32 protein-coding genes and 1 pseudogene are annotated in these 24,468 nt (G+C 66.5%); 2 read left to right on the plus strand and 31 right to left on the minus strand.

What is annotated here, in order from left to right; all coding sequences use genetic code 11:
• Positions 1 to 72: 72 nt before the first annotated feature.
• From map to rpsJ, 24 genes are all read right to left on the minus strand, one after another.
• Positions 73 to 909 carry a type I methionyl aminopeptidase gene (gene map / locus G5C60_RS20795; protein ID WP_165261496.1) on the minus strand — a complete coding sequence of 279 codons (837 nt, stop codon included), beginning with the start codon at positions 907 to 909 and terminating at the stop codon, positions 73 to 75.
• Positions 910 to 1,088: 179 nt separating this feature from the next.
• Complete coding sequence (locus G5C60_RS20800; protein WP_165261498.1) at positions 1,089 to 1,772, minus strand: adenylate kinase; 684 nt, start codon at positions 1,770 to 1,772, stop codon at positions 1,089 to 1,091.
• Complete coding sequence (secY, locus tag G5C60_RS20805) at positions 1,772 to 3,085, minus strand: preprotein translocase subunit SecY (protein ID WP_165261500.1); 1,314 nt, start codon at positions 3,083 to 3,085, stop codon at positions 1,772 to 1,774. The genes G5C60_RS20800 and secY overlap by 1 nt, the downstream gene beginning before the upstream one ends.
• Positions 3,086 to 3,329: 244 nt before the next feature.
• The gene (rplO, locus tag G5C60_RS20810) at positions 3,330 to 3,785 is read right to left on the minus strand and encodes a 50S ribosomal protein L15 (RefSeq protein WP_055493178.1); all 456 of its coding nucleotides are present in this window, start codon (positions 3,783 to 3,785) and stop codon (positions 3,330 to 3,332) included.
• Positions 3,786 to 3,787: 2 nt separating this feature from the next.
• The gene (rpmD, locus tag G5C60_RS20815) at positions 3,788 to 3,970 is read right to left on the minus strand and encodes a 50S ribosomal protein L30 (protein WP_033319647.1); all 183 of its coding nucleotides are present in this window, start codon (positions 3,968 to 3,970) and stop codon (positions 3,788 to 3,790) included.
• Complete coding sequence (gene rpsE / locus G5C60_RS20820; protein WP_165261502.1) at positions 3,970 to 4,578, minus strand: 30S ribosomal protein S5; 609 nt, start codon at positions 4,576 to 4,578, stop codon at positions 3,970 to 3,972. Before rpsE ends, rpmD begins: the two co-directional genes overlap by 1 nt.
• Before the next feature lie 41 nt (positions 4,579 to 4,619).
• A complete protein-coding gene (rplR, locus tag G5C60_RS20825) occupies positions 4,620 to 5,003 on the minus strand; it encodes a 50S ribosomal protein L18 (RefSeq protein WP_165261504.1) in 384 nt (127 codons plus the stop codon).
• A 3-nt stretch (positions 5,004 to 5,006) separates the two neighbouring features.
• Entirely contained in the window at positions 5,007 to 5,546 is a 540-nt protein-coding gene (gene rplF, locus G5C60_RS20830; RefSeq protein WP_165261506.1) for a 50S ribosomal protein L6, read from the minus strand.
• A 24-nt stretch (positions 5,547 to 5,570) separates the two neighbouring features.
• The gene (rpsH, locus tag G5C60_RS20835) at positions 5,571 to 5,969 is read right to left on the minus strand and encodes a 30S ribosomal protein S8 (protein ID WP_030831671.1); all 399 of its coding nucleotides are present in this window, start codon (positions 5,967 to 5,969) and stop codon (positions 5,571 to 5,573) included.
• A gap of 212 nt (positions 5,970 to 6,181) precedes the next feature.
• Complete coding sequence (locus tag G5C60_RS20840; protein WP_003948630.1) at positions 6,182 to 6,367, minus strand: type Z 30S ribosomal protein S14; 186 nt, start codon at positions 6,365 to 6,367, stop codon at positions 6,182 to 6,184.
• A gap of 5 nt (positions 6,368 to 6,372) precedes the next feature.
• A complete protein-coding gene (rplE, locus tag G5C60_RS20845; protein WP_165261508.1) occupies positions 6,373 to 6,930 on the minus strand; it encodes a 50S ribosomal protein L5 in 558 nt (185 codons plus the stop codon).
• Positions 6,930 to 7,253: a 50S ribosomal protein L24 gene (rplX, locus tag G5C60_RS20850; RefSeq protein ID WP_053674523.1), complete on the minus strand. Its 324-nt coding sequence runs from the start codon at positions 7,251 to 7,253 to the stop codon at positions 6,930 to 6,932. Before rplX ends, rplE begins: the two co-directional genes overlap by 1 nt.
• Positions 7,254 to 7,255: 2 nt before the next feature.
• Positions 7,256 to 7,624, minus strand: coding sequence for a 50S ribosomal protein L14 (gene rplN / locus G5C60_RS20855; RefSeq protein WP_003992364.1), 369 nt, complete (start codon positions 7,622 to 7,624; stop codon positions 7,256 to 7,258).
• Between the two features lie 487 nt (positions 7,625 to 8,111).
• On the minus strand, positions 8,112 to 8,399 hold the full coding sequence (rpsQ, locus tag G5C60_RS20860; protein WP_165261510.1) for a 30S ribosomal protein S17: 288 nt from the start codon (positions 8,397 to 8,399) through the stop codon (positions 8,112 to 8,114).
• Positions 8,399 to 8,623 (minus strand): 50S ribosomal protein L29, encoded by a 225-nt coding sequence (rpmC, locus tag G5C60_RS20865; protein ID WP_003998824.1) that lies wholly within the window; start codon positions 8,621 to 8,623, stop codon positions 8,399 to 8,401. Before rpmC ends, rpsQ begins: the two co-directional genes overlap by 1 nt.
• Positions 8,623 to 9,042, minus strand: a complete 420-nt coding sequence (rplP, locus tag G5C60_RS20870; protein WP_165261512.1) for a 50S ribosomal protein L16 — start codon at positions 9,040 to 9,042, stop codon at positions 8,623 to 8,625. The genes rpmC and rplP overlap by 1 nt, the downstream gene beginning before the upstream one ends.
• Positions 9,043 to 9,047: 5 nt before the next feature.
• Positions 9,048 to 9,890, minus strand: a complete 843-nt coding sequence (gene rpsC / locus G5C60_RS20875; RefSeq protein WP_165261514.1) for a 30S ribosomal protein S3 — start codon at positions 9,888 to 9,890, stop codon at positions 9,048 to 9,050.
• A complete protein-coding gene (rplV, locus tag G5C60_RS20880; protein ID WP_165261516.1) occupies positions 9,890 to 10,237 on the minus strand; it encodes a 50S ribosomal protein L22 in 348 nt (115 codons plus the stop codon). The genes rpsC and rplV overlap by 1 nt, the downstream gene beginning before the upstream one ends.
• Before the next feature lie 41 nt (positions 10,238 to 10,278).
• On the minus strand, positions 10,279 to 10,560 hold the full coding sequence (gene rpsS, locus G5C60_RS20885) for a 30S ribosomal protein S19 (protein WP_165261518.1): 282 nt from the start codon (positions 10,558 to 10,560) through the stop codon (positions 10,279 to 10,281).
• A gap of 12 nt (positions 10,561 to 10,572) precedes the next feature.
• Positions 10,573 to 11,409: a 50S ribosomal protein L2 gene (gene rplB, locus G5C60_RS20890; protein ID WP_030046376.1), complete on the minus strand. Its 837-nt coding sequence runs from the start codon at positions 11,407 to 11,409 to the stop codon at positions 10,573 to 10,575.
• Between the two features lie 38 nt (positions 11,410 to 11,447).
• Entirely contained in the window at positions 11,448 to 11,864 is a 417-nt protein-coding gene (gene rplW / locus G5C60_RS20895; RefSeq protein WP_165261520.1) for a 50S ribosomal protein L23, read from the minus strand.
• On the minus strand, positions 11,864 to 12,529 hold the full coding sequence (rplD, locus tag G5C60_RS20900; RefSeq protein WP_165261522.1) for a 50S ribosomal protein L4: 666 nt from the start codon (positions 12,527 to 12,529) through the stop codon (positions 11,864 to 11,866). Before rplD ends, rplW begins: the two co-directional genes overlap by 1 nt.
• Positions 12,530 to 12,537: 8 nt before the next feature.
• The gene (gene rplC, locus G5C60_RS20905) at positions 12,538 to 13,182 is read right to left on the minus strand and encodes a 50S ribosomal protein L3 (RefSeq protein ID WP_165261524.1); all 645 of its coding nucleotides are present in this window, start codon (positions 13,180 to 13,182) and stop codon (positions 12,538 to 12,540) included.
• A gap of 16 nt (positions 13,183 to 13,198) precedes the next feature.
• Positions 13,199 to 13,507 (minus strand): 30S ribosomal protein S10, encoded by a 309-nt coding sequence (rpsJ, locus tag G5C60_RS20910; RefSeq protein ID WP_003948644.1) that lies wholly within the window; start codon positions 13,505 to 13,507, stop codon positions 13,199 to 13,201.
• Positions 13,508 to 14,237: 730 nt separating this feature from the next.
• Here rpsJ and G5C60_RS20915 point away from each other — a divergent pair.
• Both G5C60_RS20915 and G5C60_RS54200 read left to right on the plus strand, forming a co-directional pair.
• Positions 14,238 to 14,363, plus strand: a pseudogene (locus G5C60_RS20915) (helix-turn-helix domain-containing protein); the annotation flags it as partial.
• An 88-nt stretch (positions 14,364 to 14,451) separates the two neighbouring features.
• Positions 14,452 to 14,640 carry a hypothetical protein gene (locus G5C60_RS54200; RefSeq protein WP_420907394.1) on the plus strand — a complete coding sequence of 63 codons (189 nt, stop codon included), beginning with the start codon at positions 14,452 to 14,454 and terminating at the stop codon, positions 14,638 to 14,640.
• 49 nt (positions 14,641 to 14,689) lie between these two features.
• Here the strand turns inward: G5C60_RS54200 and G5C60_RS20925 are convergent, their stop codons facing one another.
• From G5C60_RS20925 to G5C60_RS20955, 7 genes are all read right to left on the minus strand, one after another.
• Positions 14,690 to 15,796: an endo-1,4-beta-xylanase gene (locus G5C60_RS20925; RefSeq protein ID WP_165261526.1), complete on the minus strand. Its 1,107-nt coding sequence runs from the start codon at positions 15,794 to 15,796 to the stop codon at positions 14,690 to 14,692.
• Positions 15,797 to 15,834: 38 nt separating this feature from the next.
• Positions 15,835 to 18,894: a glycosyl hydrolase 115 family protein gene (locus G5C60_RS20930; protein WP_165261570.1), complete on the minus strand. Its 3,060-nt coding sequence runs from the start codon at positions 18,892 to 18,894 to the stop codon at positions 15,835 to 15,837.
• Between the two features lie 270 nt (positions 18,895 to 19,164).
• Positions 19,165 to 20,358: an elongation factor Tu gene (gene tuf / locus G5C60_RS20935; RefSeq protein ID WP_165261528.1), complete on the minus strand. Its 1,194-nt coding sequence runs from the start codon at positions 20,356 to 20,358 to the stop codon at positions 19,165 to 19,167.
• A gap of 167 nt (positions 20,359 to 20,525) precedes the next feature.
• Positions 20,526 to 22,652: an elongation factor G gene (gene fusA, locus G5C60_RS20940; RefSeq protein ID WP_165261530.1), complete on the minus strand. Its 2,127-nt coding sequence runs from the start codon at positions 22,650 to 22,652 to the stop codon at positions 20,526 to 20,528.
• 39 nt (positions 22,653 to 22,691) lie between these two features.
• Positions 22,692 to 23,162 (minus strand): 30S ribosomal protein S7, encoded by a 471-nt coding sequence (rpsG, locus tag G5C60_RS20945; protein WP_030345396.1) that lies wholly within the window; start codon positions 23,160 to 23,162, stop codon positions 22,692 to 22,694.
• A 2-nt stretch (positions 23,163 to 23,164) separates the two neighbouring features.
• The gene (rpsL, locus tag G5C60_RS20950) at positions 23,165 to 23,536 is read right to left on the minus strand and encodes a 30S ribosomal protein S12 (protein WP_003948652.1); all 372 of its coding nucleotides are present in this window, start codon (positions 23,534 to 23,536) and stop codon (positions 23,165 to 23,167) included.
• Positions 23,537 to 23,834: 298 nt separating this feature from the next.
• On the minus strand, positions 23,835 to 24,302 hold the full coding sequence (locus tag G5C60_RS20955; RefSeq protein WP_165261532.1) for a DUF1707 and DUF4190 domain-containing protein: 468 nt from the start codon (positions 24,300 to 24,302) through the stop codon (positions 23,835 to 23,837).
• Between the last annotated feature and the right edge of the window lie 166 nt (positions 24,303 to 24,468).

A 24,468-nucleotide genomic window follows, 5' to 3' on the forward strand; every position in this document is an offset into this window, starting at 1 on the left:
CGCCCCTTCCCGAAACTGGGGGCGCAGCCCCCAGTTTCGGGAAGGGGCGGGCTTGGGGAAAAGAAACGCCCGTCACCCCAACGGATCCGGCGCGGCCACGATCCCGTACTCGGCCAACTTCGCCTTACCCCCGTCAGGAGCCGTAAGCACCAGCGGCCCCCCCTCCGTCAAGGCCACCGAGTGCTCCCAGTGGGACGACCACGTGCCATCGGTCGTGATGACGGTCCAGTCGTCAGAGAGAACCTCGGTCTTCGCCGTCCCCAAGGACACCATCGGCTCGATGGCGAGGCAGAAGCCGGGCACCAGCTTCGGCCCCTTCCCCCGCCGCCGCTCGACGTAGTTCAGCAGATGCGGATCCATGTGCATCTCCGTACCGATGCCATGACCGCCGTAGTCCTCGATGATCCCGTACCGGCCGCCGCCAGGCTTGGGCTGCCGCCGGATGTACGTCTCGATCGCACGCGAGACATCGACGAGCCGATTGCCCGCCTTCATCGCCGCGATCCCCGCCCACATCGACTCCTCGGTCACCCGCGAGAGCTCGACGAGCTCCGGAGCATGACCGCTCCCCACGAACGCCGTGTAGGCCGCGTCCCCGTGCCACCCGTCCACGATCGCGCCCGCGTCGATGGAGATGATGTCGCCGTCCTTGAGGACGACGTCGTCGCTCGGGATGCCATGGACGACGACCTCGTTCGCGGAGGTGCAGATCGTCGCGGGAAAGCCCCCGTACCCCAGGAAGTTCGACTTCGCCCCGTGCTCGTCCAGCACCTTGCGGGCGACCTCGTCCAGATCCCTGGTCGTGGCCCCGGGCACCGCCGCTTCACGCGTCGCCTTGTGGATGGCGGCGACGACAAGGCCCGCCTCACGCATCTTGGCGATCTGCTCGGGGGTCTTGATCTGCACCATGGGGCTGTCGCCTCTCCGCTTCCCGTACAACGTCTTGGCTCAAGTCTGCCGCAACCGTCAATTGAGCAACCACAGCGGCGAATCACCACGTCCGCGAGAGCGGCGGCGGTTCAGCCGCAAAAAGGGGCCGCGGCACCCTCACGGGCACCGCGGCCGAACAAGCAGGACGAGCAGGACGACTACGCGCTCGCGTCGCCCACAGAGGCCTGATCGTCCTCACGCTTGAGCGCGTCCATCGCCCGCTTGGTGACCTCGTCCACCTTGCCGAGCGCCGAGATCGTCACGACCAGGCCCTGCGCCCGGTAGTAGTCGATGATCGGCTCCGTCTGCGTGTGGTAGACCTCGAGCCTCCTGCGGACGGTCTCCTCGGAGTCGTCGTCCCGCTGGTACAGCTCACCGCCGCAGACGTCACAGACGCCTTCCTTCTTCGGCGGGCTGTACACCACGTGGAAGACGTGGCTCGAGTCCCTGCGGCAGATGCGGCGGCCGGCGATGCGCTTGACCACCTCGTCCTCGGGGACCTCCAGGTCCAGCACCGCGTCCAGCTCCACCCCGTCGGCCTTCAGCGCCTGGTCCAGCGCCTCGGCCTGCGAGACGTTGCGCGGAAAGCCGTCGAGCAGGAAGCCGTTCACGGCGTCGGGCTGCTCCATGCGGTCCCGCGCCATCCCGATGGTGACCTCGTCCGGTACCAGGTTCCCCGCGTCCATGAAGGACTTGGCGAGTTTCCCGAGCTCCGTCTGCTGATTGATGTTGGAGCGGAAGAGGTCGCCCGTTGAGATGTGCGGGATCGACAGGTTCTTGGCGAGAAACGCGGCCTGCGTTCCCTTGCCTGCACCAGGCGGCCCAACGAGGACGATTCGCATCAGCGGAGGAACCCTTCGTAATTGCGCTGCTGGAGCTGGCTCTCAATCTGCTTCACGGTCTCCAGACCGACACCCACGATGATGAGGATGCTGGTGCCACCGAACGGGAAGTTCTGGTTTGCCCCGAAACCAACCAACGCCATCGTCGGTACGAGAGCGATGAGCCCCAGGTACAGCGAACCCGGCCAGGTGATCCGGTTGAGTACGTATCCCAGGTACTCAGCGGTTGGCCGGCCAGCCCGGATGCCCGGGATGAAGCCACCATACTTCTTCATGTTGTCCGCGACTTCCTCGGGGTTGAACGAGATGGCCACGTAGAAGAAGGCGAAGAACACGATCAGTACGAAGTACGTGGTGATGTAAATCGGATGGTCACCCTTGGTGAGATTCTGCTCGATCCAGGTCTTCCATCCGGAGTTCCCACCGGAGAACTGTGCGATCAGTGCCGGGATATACAGCAGCGACGAGGCAAAGATCACAGGGATGATGCCCGCCTGGTTGACCTTCAGCGGGATGTAGGTCGACGTACCGCCGTAGGACCGGCGGCCGATCATCCGCTTCGCGTACTGGACCGGGATGCGGCGCTGAGCCTGCTCGACGAAGACGACCAGGCCGACCATGACCAGGCCGACCGCGATCACGGTGCCGAACTCGATCCAGCCGCCCGCGAGGTCGCCCTGCGTCTTGATGGCCCACAGCGCGGACGGGAAGGTGGCGGCGATCGAGATGAACATCAGGATCGACATGCCGTTGCCGATGCCGCGGTCGGTGATGAGCTCACCGAGCCACATGACGGTGGCCGTACCGGCGGTCATGGTGATGACCATCGTGATCGTCACGAAGACCGACTGGTCGGGCACGATCTCGGTGGCGACGGGGCAGCCCTGGAACAGCGCACCCGTACGGGCGGTGGCCACCAGGCCGGTGCCCTGGAGGATGGCCAGCGCCACCGTGAGGTAACGGGTGTACTGCGTGATCTTCGCCGTACCGGACTGGCCCTCCTTCTTCAGGGCTTCCAGGCGCGGGATCACCACGGTCAGCAGCTGCAGAATGATGCTCGCCGTGATGTACGGCATGATGCCGAGCGCGAAGATCGTGATCTGCAGCAGCGCGCCACCACTGAACATGTTGACCAGGCCGAACAGGCCCTGGTTCGCATTCGCGTTGTCGATACAGGTCTGGACGTTCCCGTAGTCCACGCCCGGGATCGGGATGTGCGTACCGACCCGGTAGATCACGATGATGCCGAGCGTGAAGAGCAGCTTCTTGCGCAGGTCGGGCGTCTTGAACGCCCGGGCGAACGCGGTGAGCACGGTGCCTCCTGCGACCCCCGCGCAACTGCGTCAGAGGTGACGGTCTTGAGGTTCGACGAGTAACGGACAGCTAACTAACAGTCAAAAGCCGCCTGAAGTTCCCACTGGGCACACCAGGCGAAAATGAGCAGTGCTGGCCACCATACCGGCGACACAGCTTTCCTTGGAACGACCGACCGGGGATGCCCCATTTGTGGGGCATCCCCGGTCGGGTGCGCTCAAGTCATCGAGGCGCCTGTGGTGTTCAGACGAGCTCGGTGACGGTGCCGCCGGCGGCGGTGATCTTCTCCTTGGCGGAGCCGGAGACGGCGTCGACCGTCACCTGCAGCGCAACGGAGATCTCGCCCTGGCCGAGGACCTTGACAAGGCTGTTCTTGCGAACGGCGCCCTTGGCGACCAGATCGGCCACCGTGACTTCGCCGCCCTCGGGGTAGAGCGCGGCCAGCTTGTCGAGGTTCACGACCTGGTACTCGGTCTTGAACGGGTTCTTGAAGCCCTTCAGCTTCGGGAGCCGCATGTGGAGGGGCATCTGCCCACCCTCGAAGCGCTCCGGAACCTGGTAGCGGGCCTTCGTGCCCTTGGTGCCACGACCGGCCGTCTTACCCTTCGAGGCCTCACCACGACCGACACGGGTCTTGGCGGTCTTGGCGCCCGGGGCAGGACGGAGGTTGTGGATCTTGAGCGGGTTCTGCTCCGCCATGATCAGTCGACCTCCTCGACCGTCACGAGGTGGCGGACGGTGTGCACCATGCCGCGGAACTCGGGGCGGTCCTCCTTGACGACCACGTCGTTGATCCTCTTCAGACCAAGCGAACGCAGGGTGTCACGGTGGTTCTGCTTGCTGCCGATGTACGACTTCGTCTGCGTGATCTTGAGCTGAGCCATTACGACGCACCAGCCCCGGCACGCGCACGCAGCAGAGCCGCGGGAGCGACGTCCTCGAGGGGCAGACCGCGGCGGGCCGCGATCTCCTCGGGACGCTGCAGACCCTTCAGGGCCTCCACGGTCGCGTGCACGATGTTGATCGCGTTCGACGAGCCGAGCGACTTCGACAGGATGTCGTGAACGCCGGCGCACTCGAGCACGGCACGCACCGGGCCACCGGCGATAACGCCGGTACCGGGGGACGCCGGCTTGAGCAGGACGACGCCCGCCGCCTTCTCACCCGTGATCGGGTGCGGGATGGTGCCCTGGATACGCGGGACCTTGAAGAAGTGCTTCTTGGCCTCCTCAACACCCTTGGCGATGGCGGCCGGCACCTCCTTGGCCTTGCCGTATCCGACACCCACGGTGCCGTCACCGTCGCCCACCACGACCAGCGCGGTGAAGCTGAAGCGACGACCACCCTTGACTACCTTGGCGACGCGGTTGATCGCGACGACGCGCTCAACGTACGCGGTCTTCTCGGCGGCAGCAGCGCCGCCGTCACGGCCCTTCCGGTCCCGCCGCTCGCCGCCACCGGCACCGCTTCCGCGGCGCTGGGGTCCAGCCATTGGAATTACCTCTCTCTGTTTCCGCTAGCTACGGAACCGACTCAGAACTTGAGTCCGGCCTCGCGGGCGGCGTCCGCCAGGGCGGCGATGCGCCCGGCGTACTGGTTGCCACCACGGTCGAACACGACGACCTCGACGCCCGCGGCCTTGGCGCGCTCGGCGACCAGGGCGCCGACCTGCTTGGCCTGCGCGGACTTGTCGCCCTCGTTGCCGCGGATCGAGGTGTCCAGGGTGGACGCCGACGCAAGGGTGTGACCCTTGAGGTCGTCGATCACCTGGGCCACGATGTGGCGGTTCGAGCGCGTCACGACCAGGCGGGGACGCTCAGCCGTACCCGAGACCTTCTTACGGATCCGGATGTGACGCCGCTTGATGGCAGCGCGCTTGTAGGCGTCGCCCTTGGCGATCTTCTGCCCGTATGCCATGGCTTACTTACCCGCCTTTCCGACCTTGCGGCGGATGACTTCGCCCTCGTACTTGACACCCTTGGCCTTGTACGGGTCGGGCTTGCGCAGCTTGCGGATGTTGGCCGCAACCTCGCCGACCTTCTGCTTGTCGATGCCCTCGACCGAGAACCGCGTCGGGTTCTCGACCTTGAAGGTGATGCCCTCGGGGGCCTCGACCAGGATCGGGTGGCTGTAGCCGAGCGAGAACTCCAGGTTGGAACCCTTGGCCAGGACTCGGTAACCGACACCGCTGATTTCGAGCTTCTTCACGTAACCCGTGGTCACGCCGGTGATCATGTTCGCCACCAGCGTGCGGGACAGGCCGTGCAGGGCCTTGTTCTGACGCTCGTCGTTCGGGCGGGTGACATTGAGAATGCCGTCCTCGCCCTTAGCGATCTCGATCGGCGCCGCGACGGTGTGGGAGAGGGTGCCCTTGGGGCCCTTCACCTGGACCGTACGGCCATCGATGGTGACGTCCACGCCGGCGGGAACCGTGATGGGGAGCTTGCCAATGCGCGACATAGCTGTTTCCTCCGTTCCCTTCCGCTACCAGACGTAGGCGAGGACTTCTCCGCCTACGCCCTTCTTGCCGGCCTGCTTGTCGGTGAGGAGCCCGTGGGACGTGGAGATGATCGCCACGCCCAGGCCGCCGAGCACCTTCGGCAGGTTGGTGGACTTCGCGTACACCCGGAGACCGGGCTTGGAGATCCGCTTGATGCCCGCGATGGAGCGCTCACGGTTCGGGCCGAACTTCAGCTCGAGGACGAGGTTCTTGCCGACCTCGGCGTCCTCGGTCTTCCAGCCCGTGATGAAGCCCTCCTGCTGGAGGATCTCCGCGATGTGCGACTTGATCTTGCTGTGCGGCATCGCCACGGAGTCGTGGTACGCCGAGTTCGCGTTACGCAGACGCGTCAGCATGTCTGCGATCGGATCAGTCATGGTCATGAATTGGCCTTCGGCCTCTCTCGCCGGGGTTTCCTGGTGCGCCATCCCTCTCCCCGATCCGAGACGGGACGGGTGCGGCGCGGTGGACCTACGGCGTAGTAAGTCGTTTGGGCGTCCAGGCGCCCAACCCCCCAAGCCTAAGCCATGGAGGGGTGGGCACCTGACCGAGCCCTTTACTTACCGAGAGCCCTGAGAATCCCTTATTTAGGGGATTACCAGGAGCTCTTGGTCACGCCCGGCAGCTCGCCACGGTGAGCCATCTCACGAAGGCACACGCGGCACAGGCCGAACTTGCGGTACACGGAGTGCGGACGGCCGCAGCGCTGGCAGCGCGTGTAGCCACGTACACCGAACTTGGGCTTACGAGCAGCCTTGGCAATCAGAGCCTTCTTCGCCATCTCGCTTACGCCTCCTTGAAGGGGAAGCCGAGGTGACGGAGGAGCGCGCGGCCCTCAGCGTCGTTGGTCGCCGTGGTGACCACGGTGATGTCCATACCCCGGACGCGGTCGATCTTGTCCTGGTCGATCTCGTGGAACATGACCTGCTCCGTGAGACCGAAGGTGTAGTTGCCACGGCCGTCGAACTGCTTGGGGGACAGACCACGGAAGTCGCGGATGCGCGGCAGCGCGAGCGACAGGGTGCGGTCCAGGAACTCCCACATGCGGTCGCCACGGAGCGTGACGTGGGCACCGATCGGCTGGCCCTCGCGCAGCTTGAACTGCGCGATGGACTTGCGGGCCTTGGTGACGGCCGGCTTCTGACCGGTGATCGTGGTGAGGTCGCGGATGGCGCCCTCGATCAGCTTGGAGTCGCGGGCGGCGTCGCCCACACCCATGTTGACCACGATCTTGACGAGGCCGGGGATCTGCATGACGTTCTCGTACTTGAACTCGTCACGCAGCTTGCCCGCGATCTCCTCGCGGTACTTCTGCTTCAGACGCGGGGCGGTGGTGGTAGTCATCAGATGTCCTCACCCGTCCGCTTGGCAACGCGGATCTTGTTGCCTTCGTCATCGAAGCGGTAACCGACGCGGGTCACGACCTTGTTGCCGTCCTTCTCCACGACCAGCTGGACGTTGGAGACGTGGATCGGCGCCTCGGTGGTGACGATGCCGCCGGCCTGCGAACCGCGAGCCGTCGGACCTGCCTTGGTGTGCTTCTTGACCCGGTTGACACCCTCGACCAGGACGCGCTCGTCGCGCGGGTAAGCGGCAATGACCTTGCCCTGCTTGCCCTTGTCCTTACCGGTGATGACCTGGACCAGGTCGCCCTTCTTGATCTTCATGCTTACAGCACCTCCGGCGCGAGGGAGATGATCTTCATGAACTTCTTCTCGCGCAGCTCACGACCCACGGGGCCGAAGATACGGGTGCCGCGAGGGTCGCCGTCGTTCTTCAGAATGACGGCGGCGTTCTCGTCGAAGCGGATGTACGAGCCGTCCGGACGGCGGCGCTCCTTGACGGTGCGAACGATGACCGCCTTGATGACGTCACCCTTCTTCACGTTGCCGCCGGGGATCGCGTCCTTGACGGTGGCGACGATGACGTCACCGATGCCCGCGTAGCGGCGACCGGAGCCACCGAGCACACGGATGCAAAGGATTTCCTTCGCACCAGTGTTGTCGGCGACACGCAGCCGCGACTCCTGCTGGATCACGTCTATCTCCTGATCGTCTGCCGGTTCCCGCAGTGACCTTTCGGGTCAACCTGCGAGCCTGGCGGAACCGTCCTGCGGGTTGCTCCCGCAGGAATTACTTGTGCCTCTGGAGGCGAAAACCCTCGCTGGGGCTCGGCCCCGGGGGGCCTGGGGCAGTGCCCCAGCCGGTCCGGCCGCAGGCCGTCCGGCCGGGCTCCGCGAGTCGCCTCGCGAGCCGTCGGCCGGCCTGGCGCCGGGGCCGATCCGGGCCGGTGGCCGGAGCAGCGCCCTTCGCGGAGGCCGCGGGGCCTTTGTCCCGCAGGCCCGAGGGCCCGGGGGCAGTGGCCCCGTGGGTCCGGTCGCGGGCCGGTCGGGCTTCGCGAGGTGACTCGCGGAGCCCGGTGCCGGGCCTGCGCCGGATCCCTTGCCGGGGCCTTCGCCCACCCGGCCCGGGGGCCTGGGGGCGGAGCCCCCAGCGGGGGTCAGCGGGGGCGGAACCCCCGCTTGATTACTTCGCCTTCTCGAGGATCTCGACGACGCGCCAGCGCTTCGTCGCGGAGAGCGGACGGGTCTCCATGAGGAGGACCCGGTCACCGATACCCGCGGCGTTCTGCTCGTCGTGCGCCTTGAGCTTGTTCGTACGGCGGATGACCTTGCCGTACAGCGCGTGCTTGACGCGGTCCTCGACGGCGACGACGACGGTCTTGTCCATCTTGTCGCTGACGACGAGACCCTCACGGGTCTTGCGGAAGCCGCGCGCGGCCTTCGTCTCTTCAGTCACGTTGCTCTCGCTCATCAGGCGCTCTCCACCGTTTCGATGCCCAGCTCGCGCTCACGCATCAGGGTGTAGATCCGCGCGATGTCCTTACGGACCGCCTTCAGACGGCCGTGGTTCTCGAGCTGACCGGTCGCCGCCTGGAAGCGGAGGTTGAACAGCTCTTCCTTGGCCTCGCGAAGCTTCGCAAGAAGCTCCTCGTCGCCCAGTTCGCGCAGCTCGGACGCCTTGGTACCGGCCGACATCACGCTTCACCTGCCTCGCGCCGCACAATGCGGCACTTCATCGGAAGCTTGTGAGCAGCGCGGGTAAGCGCCTCACGCGCAATCTTCTCGTTCGGGTAGGACAGCTCGAACATCACCCGACCGGGCTTGACGTTCGCGATCCACCACTCCGGGGAGCCCTTACCGGAACCCATGCGGGTCTCGGCGGGCTTCTTCGTGAGGGGACGGTCCGGGTAGATGTTGATCCAGACCTTGCCGCCACGCTTGATGTGGCGGGTCATCGCGATACGAGCAGCCTCGATCTGACGGTTCGTCACGTACGCCGGGGTCAGCGCCTGGATGCCGTACTCGCCGAACGCGACCTCAGTACCACCCTTGGCCATACCACTGCGCTTGGGGTGGTGCTGCTTACGGTGCTTGACCCTACGGGGGATCAGCATGTCGGTCAGCTCTCCTTTCCGGCAGCGCTGGGCTCGGCAGCCGCGGCGGCGGGAGCCTCGGCCTTGGGGGCCTCGGCAGCCGCCGGAGCGGACTGCTGCGGCTTGCGGCCGCGACCGCCACGCTCGCCACCACGGCCACCACGGGCCGGGCGGTCGGCGCCGCCACCGCGGGCCGGGCGGTTACCCGCACGGGCGGCAGCGTTCTCGGCGCGGACCTCGGCGATGTTCTTGACGTCGCCCTTGTAGATCCAGACCTTCACACCGATGCGGCCGAAGGTCGTCTTGGCCTCGAAGAAGCCGTAGTCGACGTTCGCGCGGAGCGTGTGCAGGGGCACGCGGCCCTCGCGGTAGAACTCCGAGCGGGACATCTCGGCGCCGCCGAGACGGCCACCACACTGGATCTTGATGCCCTTGGCGCCCGCCTTCATCGCCGACTGCATGCTCTTACGCATGGCGCGGCGGAAGGAGACACGCGAGGACAGCTGCTCGGCAACGGCCTGCGCGACCAGCTGAGCGTCCGTCTCGGGGTTCTTGACCTCGAGGATGTTCAGCTGGACCTGCTTGCCCGTGAGCTTCTCGAGGTCGCCGCGGATGCGGTCGGCCTCGGCGCCACGGCGGCCGATGACGATGCCCGGACGCGCGGTGTGGATGTCCACCCGCACACGGTCACGGGTGCGCTCGATCTCCACCTTCGAGATACCGGCGCGCTCCATGCCGGACGTCATCATCCGACGGATGGCGACGTCTTCCTTGACGTAGTCCTTGTACAGCTTGTCGGCGTACCAACGCGACTTGAAGTCGGTCGTGACACCGAGCCGGAACCCATGCGGGTTTACCTTCTGGCCCATTACCGGGTTCCTTCCTTGCTGCTGACGACCACGGTGATGTGGCTGGTCCGCTTGCGGATCCGGTAGGCACGGCCCTGGGCGCGCGGACGGAACCGCTTCAGGGTCGGGCCCTCGTCGACGTACGCCTCGGAGATGAAAAGGCTGTCGGCGTCGGTGTGGTCGTAGTTGTGCGCGGCGTTGGCGATGGCGCTGTCCAGCACCTTGCCGACCGGCACGCTCGCGGCCTGCGGGGCGAAACGCAGGACCGCCTGAGCCTCCGTGGCGGCCATGCCACGGATGAGGTCCACCACGCGGCGGGCCTTCATGGGCGTGACGCGGATGTACCGCGCCTGGGCCCTGGCTTCCATGGTTGTCCCTTCGGTGTTAGTCATAGTCGATTCCACCCCGCCTAGCGGCGCTTCGACTTCCGGTCGTCCTTGACGTGACCCCGGAAGGTGCGCGTCGGCGAGAACTCGCCGAGCTTGTGGCCGACCATCGACTCGGTGACGAACACCGGGATGTGGGTCTTGCCGTTGTGCACCGCGATCGTGTGGCCCAGCATGGCCGGGACGATCATCGAGCGGCGGGACCAGGTCTTGATGACGTTCTTGGAGCCGGATTCGTTCTGTACGTCCACCTTCTTGATCAGGTGGTCGTCGACGAAGGGCCCCTTCTTGAGACTGCGCGGCATCTAAACCCGCTCCTAGCGCTTCTTGTTCGTCTTGCGGCGGCGGACGATGTACTTGTTCGAAGCCTTCTTCGGCGAACGAGTACGACCTTCCTTCTGACCCCACGGGGAGACCGGGTGGCGACCACCGGAGGTCTTGCCCTCACCACCACCGTGCGGGTGGTCAACCGGGTTCATCGCCACACCGCGAACGGTCGGGCGGACGCCCAGCCAGCGCTTGCGGCCGGCCTTGCCCCAGTTGATGTTGCTCTGCTCGGCGTTGCCGACCTCGCCGACGGTGGCGCGGCAGCGCACGTCGACCAGGCGGATCTCACCGGACGGCATGCGGAGGTGGGCCATCTGGCCCTCCTTCGCGAGAAGCTGCACGGAGGCACCGGCGGAGCGGGCGAACTTGGCGCCGCCACCCGGACGGAGCTCGATCGCGTGGATCGTGGTACCGACCGGGATGTTGCGGAGCGCCAGGTTGTTGCCCGGCTTGATGTCGGCCCCGGGACCGTTCTCCACCCGGTCGCCCTGCTGCAGGTTGCGCGGGGCGAGGATGTAGCGCTTCTCGCCGTCCGCGTAGTGCAGCAGCGCGATGCGCGCGGTGCGGTTGGGGTCGTACTCGATGTGCGCGACCTTCGCCGGCACGCCGTCCTTGTCATGGCGACGGAAGTCGATGACGCGGTAGGCGCGCTTGTGTCCGCCACCTTGGTGGCGAACGGTCACACGACCGGAATTGTTACGGCCGCCCTTGCTGTGCAGCGGGCGGACCAGCGACTTCTCCGGCGTGGACCGCGTGACCTCGACGAAGTCGGCGACGCTGGAGCCACGGCGGCCCGGCGTAGTCGGCTTGTACTTGCGGATTCCCATTTCTCAGTCCTCGTCCGATATCGGACCAGGGCACTCCGTTAGGAGGCCTGGCCGAAGATGTCGATACGGTCGCCCTCTGCAAGGGTCACGATCGCGCGCTTGGTGTCGGCACGCTTGCCGAAACCAGTGCGGGTCCGCTTGCGCTTGCCCTGGCGGTTGATCGTGTTGACCCCGGTGACCTTGACCGAGAAGACCGCCTGGACGGCCTCCTTGATCTGGGTCTTGTTGGCGCGCGGGTCGACGACGAACGTGTACTTGTTCTCGTCGAGGAGCGCGTAGCTCTTCTCGGAGACGACCGGCTTGATCAGTACGTCACGGGGGTCCGTGTACGACTTGCTCAGCGGGGTCTCGACGGTGTTCTTGCCCTCGGTGGCGTGGCGACGCGCCTTGGCGACGCGCGCTTCCTTGGCCTTCTTCGCGGCCTTCGAGGCGATGGAGGGGTGACGGATAGCCATCAGACCTCGCTCCCTTCAGTGTCGGTGTTCCGCTCCGCAGAGGGCGCGCCGGACACGAAGGACTCGAAGGCGGCCTGGGTGAAGACCACGTCGTCCGAGACGAGAACGTCGTACGTGTTCAGCTGGCCCGGCTCCAGGATGTGCACCTGGGGCAGGTTGCGGGCGGACAGCAGCGAAGCCTCGTCCGCGCGGTCGATCACCAGGAGCACGTTCTTGCGCTCCGAGATCTTGCCGAGCAGCGACTTGGCGGCCTTGGTGGAGATCTCGCTCTCGACCACGCCGGTGACGACGTGGATGCGGTTGTTGCGGGCCCGGTCGGTGAGGGCGTGGCGCAGGGCCGCGGCCTTCATCTTCTTCGGGGTCCGCTGCGAGTAGTCACGCGGCACGGGACCGTGCACGACGCCACCACCGGCGAACTGCGGAGCGCGGGTCGAGCCCTGGCGCGCGCGGCCGGTGCCCTTCTGGCGGTACGGCTTCTTGCCGCCACCGCGAACCTCGCCGCGTGTCTTGGTCTTGTGCGTGCCCTGACGGGCAGCGGCCAGCTGTGCGACGACGACCTGGTGGATCAGCGGAATGCTGACCTTCTCGACGGCGAAGATCTCCGCGGGGAGCTCGACCGTCCCGGTCTTGTCGCCTGCCGGCGAAAGGATGTCAATGGTGCTCATCGGTTACCTCAGGCCCCCTTGGCCGCGGTACGGACCAGGACGAGGCCGCCGTTCGGACCAGGAACCGCGCCCTTGATGAGCAGCAGACCCTTCTCCGCGTCAACGGCGTGGACGGTCAGGTTCTGGGTGGTGACCCGCTCGTTGCCCATACGGCCCGCCATGCGGAGGCCCTTGAACACACGGCCCGGGGTGGCGCAGCCACCGATGGAGCCGGGAGAGCGGTGCTTGCGCTGGGTACCGTGGCCGGCGCCGAGGCCACCGAAGTTGTGGCGCTTCATGACACCGGCGAAGCCCTTGCCCTTGCTCTTGCCGGTGACGTCGACCTTGACGCCGGACTCGAAGACCTCGGCGGTGATCTCCTGGCCGAGCGTGTACTCGCTCGCGTCAGAAGTCCGGATCTCGACGAGGTGGCGGCGGGGGGTGACGTCGGCCTTGGCGAAGTGGCCCTTGAGGGGCTTGTTCACCTTGCGCGGGTCGATCTCGCCGAAGGCGATCTGCACCGACTCGTAGCCATCGATGTCGTTCTTACGGACCTGGGTCACGACGTTCGGTCCGGCCTTGACGACGGTGACGGGAACAACACGGTTGTTCTCGTCCCACACCTGCGTCATGCCGAGCTTCTCGCCCAGGATGCCCTTGATCTGCTTAGCCATCTTCAGATCACCGGCCTCAGAGCTTGATCTCGATGTCGACACCGGCCGGGAGGTCGAGTCGCATCAGGGAGTCAACGGTCTTGGGGGTCGGGTCGAGGATGTCGATCAGGCGCTTGTGCGTGCGCATCTCGAAGTGCTCGCGCGAGTCCTTGTACTTGTGCGGCGACTTGATGACGCAGTACACGTTCTTCTCAGTGGGCAGCGGCACCGGGCCCGCGACCGACGCACCAGTACGCGTCACCGTCTCGACGATCTTCTTCGCCGACGAATCGATGACCTCGTGGTCGTAAGCCTTGAGCCGGATGCGGATCTTCTGTCCCGCCATGGCTACTCCGTAGTCCTGTCTCTCGTAAACGCTCTGGCGACTCGGAAGGTCCGCGTCTTCATCCTCCGACCCACGCGGTCGGGCGTGTCGCTCCCTCGCTGACACGGGTATCCGTAGCCGGATTCCCTTCCAGGGGGTGCGATCATCGACCGCGGAACCGAGGGTGAGACACCCACCGGGCGCCTGGCCGGTACCCCGCTGACACTTCCCGGAAGATTCCCGTACGTCCGCCCCAGCGCTGCCCTGAGGGACAGTTAAGGCGACGAGTACTGTGGGACTCGCTTCCGGTCCTCCCGGCGGGAGGCGCGCAGCATCGGCACTCAACCGAGCAACCCGGACAGTCTGCCATACGGGGCGCTGCGCTGGCCAATCGAGCCGAGGATCGTACCCCGCGGGTGACGCAGGTCAAACCTGGGACCGTCTGAGCCCCTGCATGAGGACTGATCATCCTGATGGGTGATTCCACGGTGGCTTCGTACCATCCGGCGGCGCGACGAGGCACATCCTGGCTTCCGCCTCCCCCTCTGGGAGCGCGAAGGGCACACCGGAAAAGGGCCGAGCCCCGCACGACAAGAACGGGCGGGGCCGGGTGCGCGCGTTCGCGCTGGGCAGCCAGGTGCGCTGGACGAGCGTCAGCGAGGCTGCGGAAGGCGGAGGGCAGCTGGTGATCGAGGCCGACCGGCACACGATGGACGAGTTCGACATCGGCGATCCGGAGCCGACCGCCGATCCCACCGGAACCACCCGCATCGCCGCCGCGCTGCGCGAACTCGAAGCCCACGGCTACGTCCGCCGCACCCGCGAACGAGTCCCGGACGGCCGGATCGTCACTCGCACGGTCTCCTGCAACCAGCCGACGTGATGGTGATCGCGATGGAGGACATGGAGGGCGACGGAGCCTTCGACCCTCGTACGCTCATCGCCGCCATCGAAGTCGTGTCTACGTGATCTTCGACCCGCGCTCAGGAGAGGGCGCCGTTCTCTCCGATATCCACTCGACCCCGAGCGGCCCGCGTTACGCCACCCGCAAGGACTTCGTGTACGGCGAGGACGTCACCATCGCCAAGTGGACGATCTCGACCGCCGGCCTTCCGCGCTACCCGGGCAGGGACGGCGGACAACCCGCGCACTGACGTTCCGCGGTGCTGCCTGCTATCCCTTGCGCCCCATGTGCCCCATGAATCAGCGGCCCGAGCGCAGCCCTTCCCGTACCGCCCCGTACGCCCGCTTGGCCCCGAACTCCTCATCCATCAGCGTCGCCGCCCCCTCCCCCGCAAAAACCCCGGGCACCCACGAGTACTTGTCCGTGAACCCCCACACCGTGAAGGACTTGCAGCTGCGCGTGCCGAGGCAGGCGTCCAGCAGCCCCCGGAAGTACGTTGCCTGCGTCGCGAGCTTCGACGAGTCCGTCGGCAGGATCATCCGTACGTCCACCTCCGTGAAGGCCGTCTGCATGCCGAGCCCGGCGAAGCGCGCGAGGTTCTCCGGCACATCGCCCGGGAAGCCGTACTGGATCGCCAAGTGCCCTTGGATGCCGAAGCCCTGCACCGGTACGCCCTCGGCACGCAGCCGCTTCGCCAGCTCGTAGTACGCCGTCGACTTCGCGTTGACGCCCTCCACGTTGTAGTCGTTCAGGAAGAGCTTCGCCTTCGGGTCGGCCGCGTGGGCCCAGCGGAAGGCATCCGCGATGTACGACGGACCGAGCTCGCGCAGCCAGAGCGAGTCCCGCAGCGAACCGTCCTCCTCGAAGACCTCGTTCACCACGTCCCACTGCTGGATCTTGCCCTTGTAGCGCTTGACCTCGGTGGTGATGTGGTTCCGCAGGATGCCCCGCAGTTCCGCCGCGTCGATCGAACCGTCCGCCACCCCCGAGGTCAGCCAGCCCGGCAGCTGGCTGTGCCAGACCAGCGTGTGGCCGCGTACGACCTGGCCGTGGGCTCGCGCGGAGCGGACCAGGGCGTCCGCGCCCGACCAGTGGTACGTACCGCGCGTCGGCTCGACCACCTCCCACTTCATGACGTTCTCGGCGGTGACCGAGTTGAACTCGCGTCCGGTCGTCCGCCGATACGTCGTGTCGTCGGCCAGCGCCGCCATGTCCACGGCCGTCCCGATGCGCAGGTCGGCACGGTCGGCGAGCACACGGAGTGGCACCTGTTGTGCCTGCGGCACCCGCGGCACCCGCGGCACCCGCGGTGCCTCGTGCGCCGAGGCCGTCTGTACGCCCATGACACCCGTGAACAGCAGCGTCGCGCCGAGCAGGCCGGCCAAGGGCATGCGGAAGTACTTCATGTGCGGTCCTCCCAATGAGTACGACAACTGAGTGCGGGTCAGCGAACGCGGTGGCTCTCCAGCGGCCCCAGATACGTCGTCGGCAACCCACCCGTATCGATCACAAGCCGCTGCACCACAACCGTCGGATCAACCATCCAGAACTTCAGCCGGTGCACACCCGCGGCCGCGATCGTGTGCCGCGTCGCCGTGCGGTTGACGTTGTCCGACGTGTTGCGGGCCCACTCCATGTTCATCAGACCGTCGTCGGCCTTCGTCGCCTCGTGGATGTCCACGATCTGCGGGGCGTCCTCGTCGAACGAGATCCCGTACTCCAGCCCACCCGTCGGCAGGGCCGGATTCCGCGGGGAGAGGTACGCCCAGACCGTCACCGGGCCGGCAGCGAGCAGACTCACCTCGTACTCCAGGCGGGGGGACGATCCTCCCGGAGTCCGCCGCGGAGCCGTCACCGGCCACGGCGTCATGCCCGCCCCCGTACGGCCGATCCCGTCGATACGCCGCCAGGTGCCCACCGAGCGCGCGAAGTGCTCGGCGTCGACGGCGACGTAACCGCCCGCCTCCACGAAACCCCGCAGCCCACGCGCCGACGGATACTCGGCGATCACCCCGACCGTCACCGAGGCGCCCGCTCCCTCCACGGTGACCGACGCCTCCGTACGCCCCCGCGGAGCCTTCGCCCAGTCCACCGTCAGCACCGCCCGCACCTGCTGCTCGACCCAGCCCCGCGGGCGGTCGACCCTGATCCACGGGACGGACGGCGTGATGCGGTAGTCGAAGGCCGTACGCCCCCGGTTGAAGATCTCGATGTACTGGGCGGGCCGGGTCTGGTACGGGTTGAAGACCGGCAGCACGGGCACTGGCGCGGCCACGGTCGCGTCCGCACCCGCCTCCGCACCCGACGACTCCCCCGGCCACCAGTCCTCCGAACCGTCCACCGCCACACCCAGCTCGGCCCCGGCAGGCACCTCGATCCGCTTCACCGCCGGAAAGATCTCGTCGGGCAGCGCCACATTGTCCCGCTCGGGCTGCTGCCACGGCGCGTTCGGTCCGTAGCGCGCCACATCCCCGTACCCGATGTGCGGCTGTGTCTGGAAACCGCGCCATTTGCCGCCCGCCACCTGGGAGTTGAAGCGTTCGGCGAGCGCGAAGTCCCGGGCGAGCCCGGCCTCCGCGGCGGCCGCCCGTTCGTTGGTCGCGGCCCGCCCCTGCCTGGCGTAGAGCAGGTTGGTGAACTCCGCCTCACGCAACTCGTACAGGTTCGCGGTCGCCTCCACCTCGTACCCGACCAGCTCGTACCAGGCGTCCTGCGCGGCGGCCGGCAGGCGCCTGGCGACGCGGTTCGCGTTCTTCCGCAGCCGCCGCCACTCGTCGGTGACCCGCTCCAGCTCGCCCCAGTAGAAGGGCGTGGCCTGGTCGTCGTACACGACCTTCGAACCGTCCAGCGTGATACGGCGGTTGAGCAGCTCAGGCTTCCGGCGTGACTGGAGCTGACCGTATGTCGAGAGGACGGAGGCGATTGCTGCCGACTGCGACGAGCCGAAGTTCTGGCGTGCGTACCGCCGTTCCCATTCACCCAGGCTCTCCAACGGCCAACGCGAAGGATTCCAGGCGTAGTTGAGGAAGAACTCCGTCGGGAGTTCATTGCCCTTCAGGTCACCGACGTTCGTGACCCACAGCTCTCGATTCCCGTATTCGACCGCCTGGTGGAGCTGGTCCCACAGGTTCGGCAGCGAAGCAGTGTCGACCCACTTGTAGTTGCGGCCGACGCCGACGTAGTCGAAGTGGTAGTACAGCCCGTAGCCCCCGCCCCGCGCGTCCTCCGCCGGATCCGGATGCTTGCGGATGTTCCCCCAGTTGTCGTCCGTCAGGACGACGGTCACATCGTCCGGCACCCGCAAGCCGCGGTCCCAGTACCGCTGGACCTCCTTGTAGAGCGTCCACACCTGCGGGGTCTCGGACGCCTCGCGACCGGTGACCTCCGCGAGGATCCCCCGCTGGGTGTCGATGATCTCCTGCATCAACTCGATGCCGTCACCGTCCGGCAGGCTCGTATCGCCGTTCCCGCGCATCCCGAGCGTGACGACGCCCTCGAAGTCCTGGTCCACCATGCGTTTGATGCCGTCGCGCCAGTACGCCTTGATGGCGTCGGCGTTGCGCCGGAACGACCACTCCCCCGTACCGCCGTACGGATCCCGGCCCGGCGTCACGATCGCCCCGGAGCCGTCGCGAACCGCGGGCACCGCATGCCGGTTCCACTCCTCGATCCCCCGCATCATGGGCGCCTCATGAGACGTGCCCATGACAATCCCGTATTCCTTGGCGCGCGCGTGGTTCTCCGGATCGTCCTCGGCGAAGGCCCGCCCCCACACGGCCGGCCACAGATAGTTGGCCTTCAGCCGCAGCAGCACCTCGAAGACCTTCGCGAAGAAGTCCGCGGTGAAGCCTCCGGGGTGGCCCGGCGCCTTCCCGGGCCCGAAGTACGCGGGCGCCCAGGTGCCGAGGGCCGGGTTCTCGTCGTTGATGAACACGCCGCGGTACTTCACGGCCGGGGTGCCCTGCGTGTACCGGCCCGGCAGCACGTACACCTCGTCCCGGCGCACCGGCCGTACGTCGTCCCACCAGTACCAGGGCGAGACTCCGATCCCGTACGAGACGTCGTACGCCCCGAACATCGTCCCCCGCGGATCGCTGCCCGCGACGACGAACGCCCGCTCCACACCCGGCATCGGCCGCTCGACCACGGTCTGCAGGGAGGTCTCCCACTTGCCGACGACACCGGTGACATCGAGCTTGCCCGACTTCACCAAGCCGTCGATCAGCGGACTGCGGCCGATGGTCCCGACGAGCACGACCTCCCGCGCGACCGAGGTGCCCGGACGCACCCCCGTGACTCGCTCGATGTCGTCCCGCAGATCGCCCGCCACGCGTACGACTCCGGGGTGGTCGTCGGTGCTGACCACCACCGGCGCGCCCACGAGCGAGAAGGCACCACCAGTGAAGGAGATGTACGCCCCTGGGTCGGTGGGCCGTAACGCCGCATCCGGCCGTGACCCCGCACCCTGCCCTGACGCCGAATCCGCCCACGCCACACCGGACATCGCCGACAGCGCCGACGTCGTCGGCAGCGCGGCGAGACCCGCGCCAAGAACCGTTCTCCGTCTTACGTGCCCCTCCACGGCTCCCCCTCCGAACCCTCAGAACCCTCCGAAGCAATTTGCTCAGCGGCATGACAAATGGTGAGGGGAGTGCAGCGAGGGAACAACGGGTCGTTCGCGTCGAATAGTTTCGTTACAGCAAAGAGGCCCGTACGACCGAAGTCGTACGGGCCTCTTCGAGACCTGCCGGAGATCTACCGGGTCAGTTCAAGATCACTTGTTGATCTTGGTGACCTGGCCGGCGCCCACGGTCCGGCCACCCTCACGGATGGCGAACTTCAGGCCCTCTTCCATGGCGACGGGCTGGATGAGCTCAACCTTCATCTCAGTGTTGTCGCCGGGCATGACCATCTCGGTGCCCTCGGGAAGGGTCACAACACCGGTCACGTCAGTCGTACGGAAGTAGAACTGCGGACGGTAGTTGTTGAAGAACGGCGTGTGGCGGCCACCCTCGTCCTTGGACAGGATGTACGCCTGCGCCTCGAACTCGGTGTGCGGGGTGACCGAACCCGGCTTGATGATGACCTGGCCGCGCTCGACGTCCTCGCGCTTGATGCCGCGGAGCAGCAGACCGACGTTCTCACCGGCCTGGCCCTCGTCGAGCAGCTTGCGGAACATCTCGATACCGGTGACCGTGGTGGTGGTCTTCTCCTGCTTGATGCCCACGATGTCAACGGTCTCGTTGACCTTGAGGACACCGCGCTCGATACGGCCGGTGACGACCGTACCGCGACCGGTGATCGTGAAGACGTCCTCGATCGGCATCAGGAACGGCTTGTCGACGTCACGCTCGGGCTGCGGGATCGACTCGTCGACGGCCTTCATCAGCTCGAGGACGGAGTTGCCCCACTCCTTGTCGCCCTCGAGGGCCTTGAGCGCCGAGACCTTGACGACCGGCAGGTCGTCGCCCGGGAACTCGTACTCGGAGAGCAGCTCGCGAACCTCGAGCTCGACGAGCTCCAGGATCTCCTCGTCGTCCACCATGTCGGCCTTGTTCAGGGCGACGACGATGTAGGGAACGCCGACCTGGCGGGCCAGGAGCACGTGCTCCTTGGTCTGCGGCATCGGGCCGTCCGTGGCGGCGACCACGAGGATGGCGCCGTCCATCTGCGCCGCACCCGTGATCATGTTCTTGATGTAGTCCGCGTGACCGGGGCAGTCGACGTGCGCGTAGTGACGCGTCTCCGTCTGGTACTCGACGTGCGCGATGGAGATGGTGATACCGCGCTGGCGCTCCTCAGGAGCCTTGTCGATCTGGTCGAAGGCCGAGGCCTCGTTCAGGTCCGGGTACGCGTCATGCAGCACCTTGGTAATGGCGGCCGTGAGGGTCGTCTTACCGTGGTCGATGTGACCGATGGTGCCGATGTTGACGTGCGGCTTAGTCCGCTCGAACTTCGCCTTCGCCACTGGGGTCCTCCTGTGGAGTGGTTCTGTACGCCTTACTCATCGGCGCCAGGTGATCTTTGCTGGAAAGCCGGGGCCCAGGGCATTCCGCCGCGGTTGCGGCGGAATGCCCCAGCAGGCTCCGGAGTCAAGCCTAAAGCGTGAACTCGGGTGAGTTTGAACTCGGTGAGTTACTCGCCCTTGGCCTTCGCGATGATCTCCTCGGCGACGTTCCGGGGAACCTCGGCGTAGGAGTCGAACTGCATCGAGTAGCTCGCGCGACCCGATGTCTTGCTGCGGAGGTCGCCGACGTAGCCGAACATCTCCGACAGTGGAACCAGGCCCTTCACGACGCGGGCACCGGCACGCTCCTCCATGGCCTGGATCTGGCCACGGCGGGAGTTGATGTCACCGATGACATCGCCCATGTAGTCCTCGGGCGTGGTGACCTCGACGGCCATCATCGGCTCGAGCAGCACGGGGCTGGCCTTGCGCGCGGCCTCCTTGAAGGCCTGCGAACCGGCGATCTTGAACGCGAGCTCGGAGGAGTCGACCTCGTGGTAGGCGCCGTCGATGAGCGTGACGCGCACGCCCGTCATCTCGTAGCCCGCGAGGATGCCGAACTGCATGGCCTCCTGCGCACCGGCGTCGACCGAAGGGATGTACTCCTTCGGGATACGGCCACCGGTGACCTTGTTCACGAACTCGTACGAGGTGTCGCCGGCCTCGAGCGGCTCGATCGCGATCTGCACCTTGGCGAACTGACCGGTACCACCGGTCTGCTTCTTGTGCGTGTAGTCGACTCGCTCGACGGCCTTGCGGATCGTCTCGCGGTAGGCCACCTGCGGCTTGCCGACGTTGGCCTCGACCTTGAACTCACGGCGCATACGGTCGACCAGCACCTCGAGGTGCAGTTCGCCCATGCCGCCGATGATGGTCTGGCCGGTCTCCTCGTTGGTGTGCACCTGGAAGGAGGGGTCCTCCTCCGCGAGACGCTGGATGGCGACACCCAGCTTCTCCTGGTCACCCTTGGACTTGGGCTCGATGGCGACCTGGATCACCGGCGCCGGGAAGTCCATGGACTCCAGGATCACCGGGTTCTTGTCGTCGCTCAGCGTCTCACCGGTGGTGGTCTGCTTCAGGCCCATCACGGCGACGATGTCACCGGCGCCCACCGACTCGATCTCCTCACGCTTGTTCGCGTGCATGCGGTAGATCTTGCCGATGCGCTCCTTGCGGCCCTTGACCGAGTTCAGCACCGCGGTGCCGGACTGGAGGCGGCCCGAGTAGACCCGGACGAAGGTGAGCTTGCCGAGGTGCGGGTCGCTCATGATCTTGAACGCCAGCGCGGACAGCGGCTCGTCGTCGGACGGCTTGCGCTTGACGACCAGCTCCGGGTCCTTGACGTCGTGGCCCTCGATGGCCTCGACGTCGAGCGGAGTGGGCAGGTAGCGCACGACCGCGTCGAGCAGGGGCTGGACACCCTTGTTCTTGAACGCGGTGCCGCAGAACACCGGGGTGACCGTGGTGTCGCTGGACTTGCCGGACGCGATGGTGATGCGACGGATCGCGGCGTACAGCTGCTCCTCGGAAGGCTCCTCGCCCTCCAGGTACAGCTCCATGATCTCTTCGTCGTTCTCCGCGACGGCCTCGAGCAGCTTGCCGCGCCACTCCTCGGCGGCCTCGGTGTGCGTGGCCGGGATGTCGACGGTGTCGTACATCTCGCCCTTCGCCGCCTCGGCAGACCACACGAGCGCCTTCATGCGGACCAGGTCCACAACGCCCTTGAAGTCGGCCTCGGCACCGATCGGCAGCTGCATGACGATCGGCTGGGCGCCCAGACGGTCCGAGATCATGTCCACGCAGCGGTGGAACTCGGCGCCGGTACGGTCCAGCTTGTTGACGAAGCAGATGCGCGGCACGCCATAACGGTCGGCCTGACGCCACACCGTCTCGGACTGCGGCTCGACACCGGCGACACCGTCGAACACCGTCACGGCACCGTCGAGCACGCGCAGCGAGCGCTCCACCTCGACGGTGAAGTCGACGTGGCCCGGGGTGTCGATGATGTTGATGGTGTAGTCGTCGTTCTCCAGCGGCCAGTGACAGGTGGTCGCAGCGGAGGTGATCGTGATGCCACGCTCCTGCTCCTGCTCCATCCAGTCCATGGTGGCAGCGCCGTCGTGGACCTCACCGATCTTGTACGAGACGCCGGTGTAGAACAGGATCCGCTCGGTGGTGGTCGTCTTGCCCGCGTCGATGTGAGCCATGATCCCGATGTTGCGGACCCTGGCCAGGTCAAGTGAAGTGGTAGCCATAAGGCTTCGGTCTTCTCTCGGTCTCGATGTGGGTAGCGACTACCAGCGGTAGTGCGCGAAGGCCTTGTTGGACTCGGCCATCTTGTGGGTGTCCTCGCGCTTCTTCACAGCGGCACCAAGGCCGTTGGAGGCGTCGAGAAGCTCGTTGAGCAGACGCTCGGTCATGGTCTTCTCGCGACGGGCGCGGGAGTAACCGACCAGCCAGCGCAGCGCCAGGGTGCTGGCGCGGCCGGGCTTGACCTCGACCGGCACCTGGTAGGTGGCGCCACCGACACGGCGGGACTTGACCTCGAGGGTCGGCTTGATGTTCTCGAGAGCGCGCTTCAGCGTGATGACCGGGTCGTTGCCGGTCTTCTCGCGCAGGCCCTCCATGGCGCCGTAGACGATGCGCTCGGCGGTGGAGCGCTTGCCGTTCAGCAGCACCTTGTTGATGAGCGACGTGACCAGAGGAGAACCGTAGACCGGGTCGATGATGACCGGGCGCTTCGGGGCGGGGCCCTTACGAGGCATTCTTACTTCTCCTTCTTGGCGCCGTAGCGGCTGCGGGCCTGCTTGCGGTTCTTGACACCCTGGGTGTCAAGCGAACCGCGGATGATCTTGTAACGAACACCGGGCAGGTCCTTCACACGGCCGCCACGCACGAGCACGATGGAGTGCTCCTGCAGGTTGTGTCCCTCACCCGGAATGTAAGCGGTGACTTCGATCCCGCTGGTCAGACGCACACGCGCGACCTTACGCAGGGCCGAGTTCGGCTTCTTCGGGGTGGTCGTGAACACACGCGTGCAGACGCCGCGACGCTGGGGCGAACCCTCGAGTGCGGGCGTCTTGTTCTTCTCGACCTTGTCCTGCCGGCCCTTCCGGACCAGCTGCTGGATCGTAGGCACTACTTCTCCGGTTTCTGTGTGCCGAATGGTGAAGCTAACCTGGAACGTCGCCGACCCACGCGGTCGGGTGTGTCGAAGCCTGCAGACTCTCGCCGCGAAGCGAAAAGGGCGCAGATTTACGGTGGCCGCTTACGACTCCCCTTGCGGTTTGAAGGCACGCACGGGAGCCAGGGCACACCCCAGGCACAAGGTCTGAGCGTACCTACCTCATACGCTGCGGTCAAAACAAATGGGCGGCACCCAGGACGTTGAGCGGGCCATGCCATGCGCCCGCTCCGTACAGGACGCTTCCTGATCTTCAGCTGGACGCGGCTGAAGCCACCATCAGGATCATCATGAACGCGGCCCAGCCCGCGACGGACAGCCACCCGAGGATGAGGCCGGCCATCGCGAAGCCCTCACCGCCCTCGCCAGTACGGCGTATTTCGGCGCGTGCCGTATGGCCCAGGATCACCGCGGGGAGGCCGGTGATGCCGAAGGTCATCGTGGTGAGCACACCACAGACCATGGACCCGACCGCCTTGCTGTTCGTGGGCGGCGGCTGTGCGGGCAGGAAGGTCCGCGGCACCGGTGCCCCGGCGGCGAAGGGCACGGGCATGGGGCCCTGCGGCAGGTCGGCGACGAGCAGAGCCAGCTCCCCGACCGTACGGGCCTCGTAGGCCCTCGCTATGCGCTTCTCGAGCTCGGCCTGCTGCAGGCGCCCCTCACCGAAACCGGCTCTGAGCACGTCGACAGCGCGCTCCCGGTCGGCGTGGGAGGCAAGCATGGATGAACTGCTCTGTCCTTGCCATGGCTGCGGGCTACCGCCCTGGCCCTGCCACGGCTGCCATTGCGACGGGTACGACACGGACACCTCCCCCGGCGTTTGGATGTCCCCATCATCCTCTAACGCGCCAGTATCGGCACCGGTTCCCGAACCGGCTCTTTCTTTG

Origin of the sequence: Streptomyces scabichelini (assembly GCF_011045015.1) — a bacterium.
In the GTDB taxonomy this organism is placed as follows: domain Bacteria; phylum Actinomycetota; class Actinomycetes; order Streptomycetales; family Streptomycetaceae; genus Streptomyces; species Streptomyces scabichelini.

Excerpts from the sequence above, each read along its gene's own strand:
- G5C60_RS20925 (WP_165261526.1), bottom strand. The coding sequence starts at position 15,796 with ATGAAGTACTTCCGCATGCCCTTGGCCGGCCTGCTCGGCGCGACGCTG.
- rplE (WP_165261508.1), bottom strand. The coding sequence starts at position 6,930 with ATGACTACCACCACCGCCCCGCGTCTGAAGCAGAAGTACCGCGAGGAG.
- rplD (WP_165261522.1), bottom strand. The coding sequence starts at position 12,529 with ATGAGCACCATTGACATCCTTTCGCCGGCAGGCGACAAGACCGGGACG.
- rpmC (WP_003998824.1), bottom strand. The coding sequence starts at position 8,623 with ATGTCGGCCGGTACCAAGGCGTCCGAGCTGCGCGAACTGGGCGACGAG.
- G5C60_RS20955 (WP_165261532.1), bottom strand. The coding sequence starts at position 24,302 with ATGCTTGCCTCCCACGCCGACCGGGAGCGCGCTGTCGACGTGCTCAGA.
- rpsQ (WP_165261510.1), bottom strand. The coding sequence starts at position 8,399 with ATGAGCGAGAGCAACGTGACTGAAGAGACGAAGGCCGCGCGCGGCTTC.
- rplC (WP_165261524.1), bottom strand. The coding sequence starts at position 13,182 with ATGGCTAAGCAGATCAAGGGCATCCTGGGCGAGAAGCTCGGCATGACG.
- rplP (WP_165261512.1), bottom strand. The coding sequence starts at position 9,042 with ATGCTGATCCCCCGTAGGGTCAAGCACCGTAAGCAGCACCACCCCAAG.
- rplF (WP_165261506.1), bottom strand. The coding sequence starts at position 5,546 with ATGTCGCGCATTGGCAAGCTCCCCATCACGGTTCCCGCCGGCGTGGAC.
- rplV (WP_165261516.1), bottom strand. The coding sequence starts at position 10,237 with ATGGAAGCCAGGGCCCAGGCGCGGTACATCCGCGTCACGCCCATGAAG.
- G5C60_RS20800 (WP_165261498.1), bottom strand. The coding sequence starts at position 1,772 with ATGCGAATCGTCCTCGTTGGGCCGCCTGGTGCAGGCAAGGGAACGCAG.
- rplO (WP_055493178.1), bottom strand. The coding sequence starts at position 3,785 with ATGGCGGAGCAGAACCCGCTCAAGATCCACAACCTCCGTCCTGCCCCG.
- G5C60_RS20840 (WP_003948630.1), bottom strand. The coding sequence starts at position 6,367 with ATGGCGAAGAAGGCTCTGATTGCCAAGGCTGCTCGTAAGCCCAAGTTC.
- rpsE (WP_165261502.1), bottom strand. The coding sequence starts at position 4,578 with ATGGCTGGACCCCAGCGCCGCGGAAGCGGTGCCGGTGGCGGCGAGCGG.
- map (WP_165261496.1), bottom strand. The coding sequence starts at position 909 with ATGGTGCAGATCAAGACCCCCGAGCAGATCGCCAAGATGCGTGAGGCG.
- rpsJ (WP_003948644.1), bottom strand. The coding sequence starts at position 13,507 with ATGGCGGGACAGAAGATCCGCATCCGGCTCAAGGCTTACGACCACGAG.
- G5C60_RS20930 (WP_165261570.1), bottom strand. The coding sequence starts at position 18,894 with ATGTCCGGTGTGGCGTGGGCGGATTCGGCGTCAGGGCAGGGTGCGGGG.
- rpsG (WP_030345396.1), bottom strand. The coding sequence starts at position 23,162 with ATGCCTCGTAAGGGCCCCGCCCCGAAGCGCCCGGTCATCATCGACCCG.
- rpsH (WP_030831671.1), bottom strand. The coding sequence starts at position 5,969 with ATGACCATGACTGATCCGATCGCAGACATGCTGACGCGTCTGCGTAAC.
- rpmD (WP_033319647.1), bottom strand. The coding sequence starts at position 3,970 with ATGGCTCAGCTCAAGATCACGCAGACGAAGTCGTACATCGGCAGCAAG.
- rpsC (WP_165261514.1), bottom strand. The coding sequence starts at position 9,890 with ATGGGCCAGAAGGTAAACCCGCATGGGTTCCGGCTCGGTGTCACGACC.
- rplR (WP_165261504.1), bottom strand. The coding sequence starts at position 5,003 with ATGGCATACGGGCAGAAGATCGCCAAGGGCGACGCCTACAAGCGCGCT.
- rplB (WP_030046376.1), bottom strand. The coding sequence starts at position 11,409 with ATGGGAATCCGCAAGTACAAGCCGACTACGCCGGGCCGCCGTGGCTCC.
- fusA (WP_165261530.1), bottom strand. The coding sequence starts at position 22,652 with ATGGCTACCACTTCACTTGACCTGGCCAGGGTCCGCAACATCGGGATC.
- rpsS (WP_165261518.1), bottom strand. The coding sequence starts at position 10,560 with ATGCCGCGCAGTCTCAAGAAGGGGCCCTTCGTCGACGACCACCTGATC.
- rplX (WP_053674523.1), bottom strand. The coding sequence starts at position 7,253 with ATGAAGATCAAGAAGGGCGACCTGGTCCAGGTCATCACCGGTAAGGAC.
- rplW (WP_165261520.1), bottom strand. The coding sequence starts at position 11,864 with ATGGCTATCCGTCACCCCTCCATCGCCTCGAAGGCCGCGAAGAAGGCC.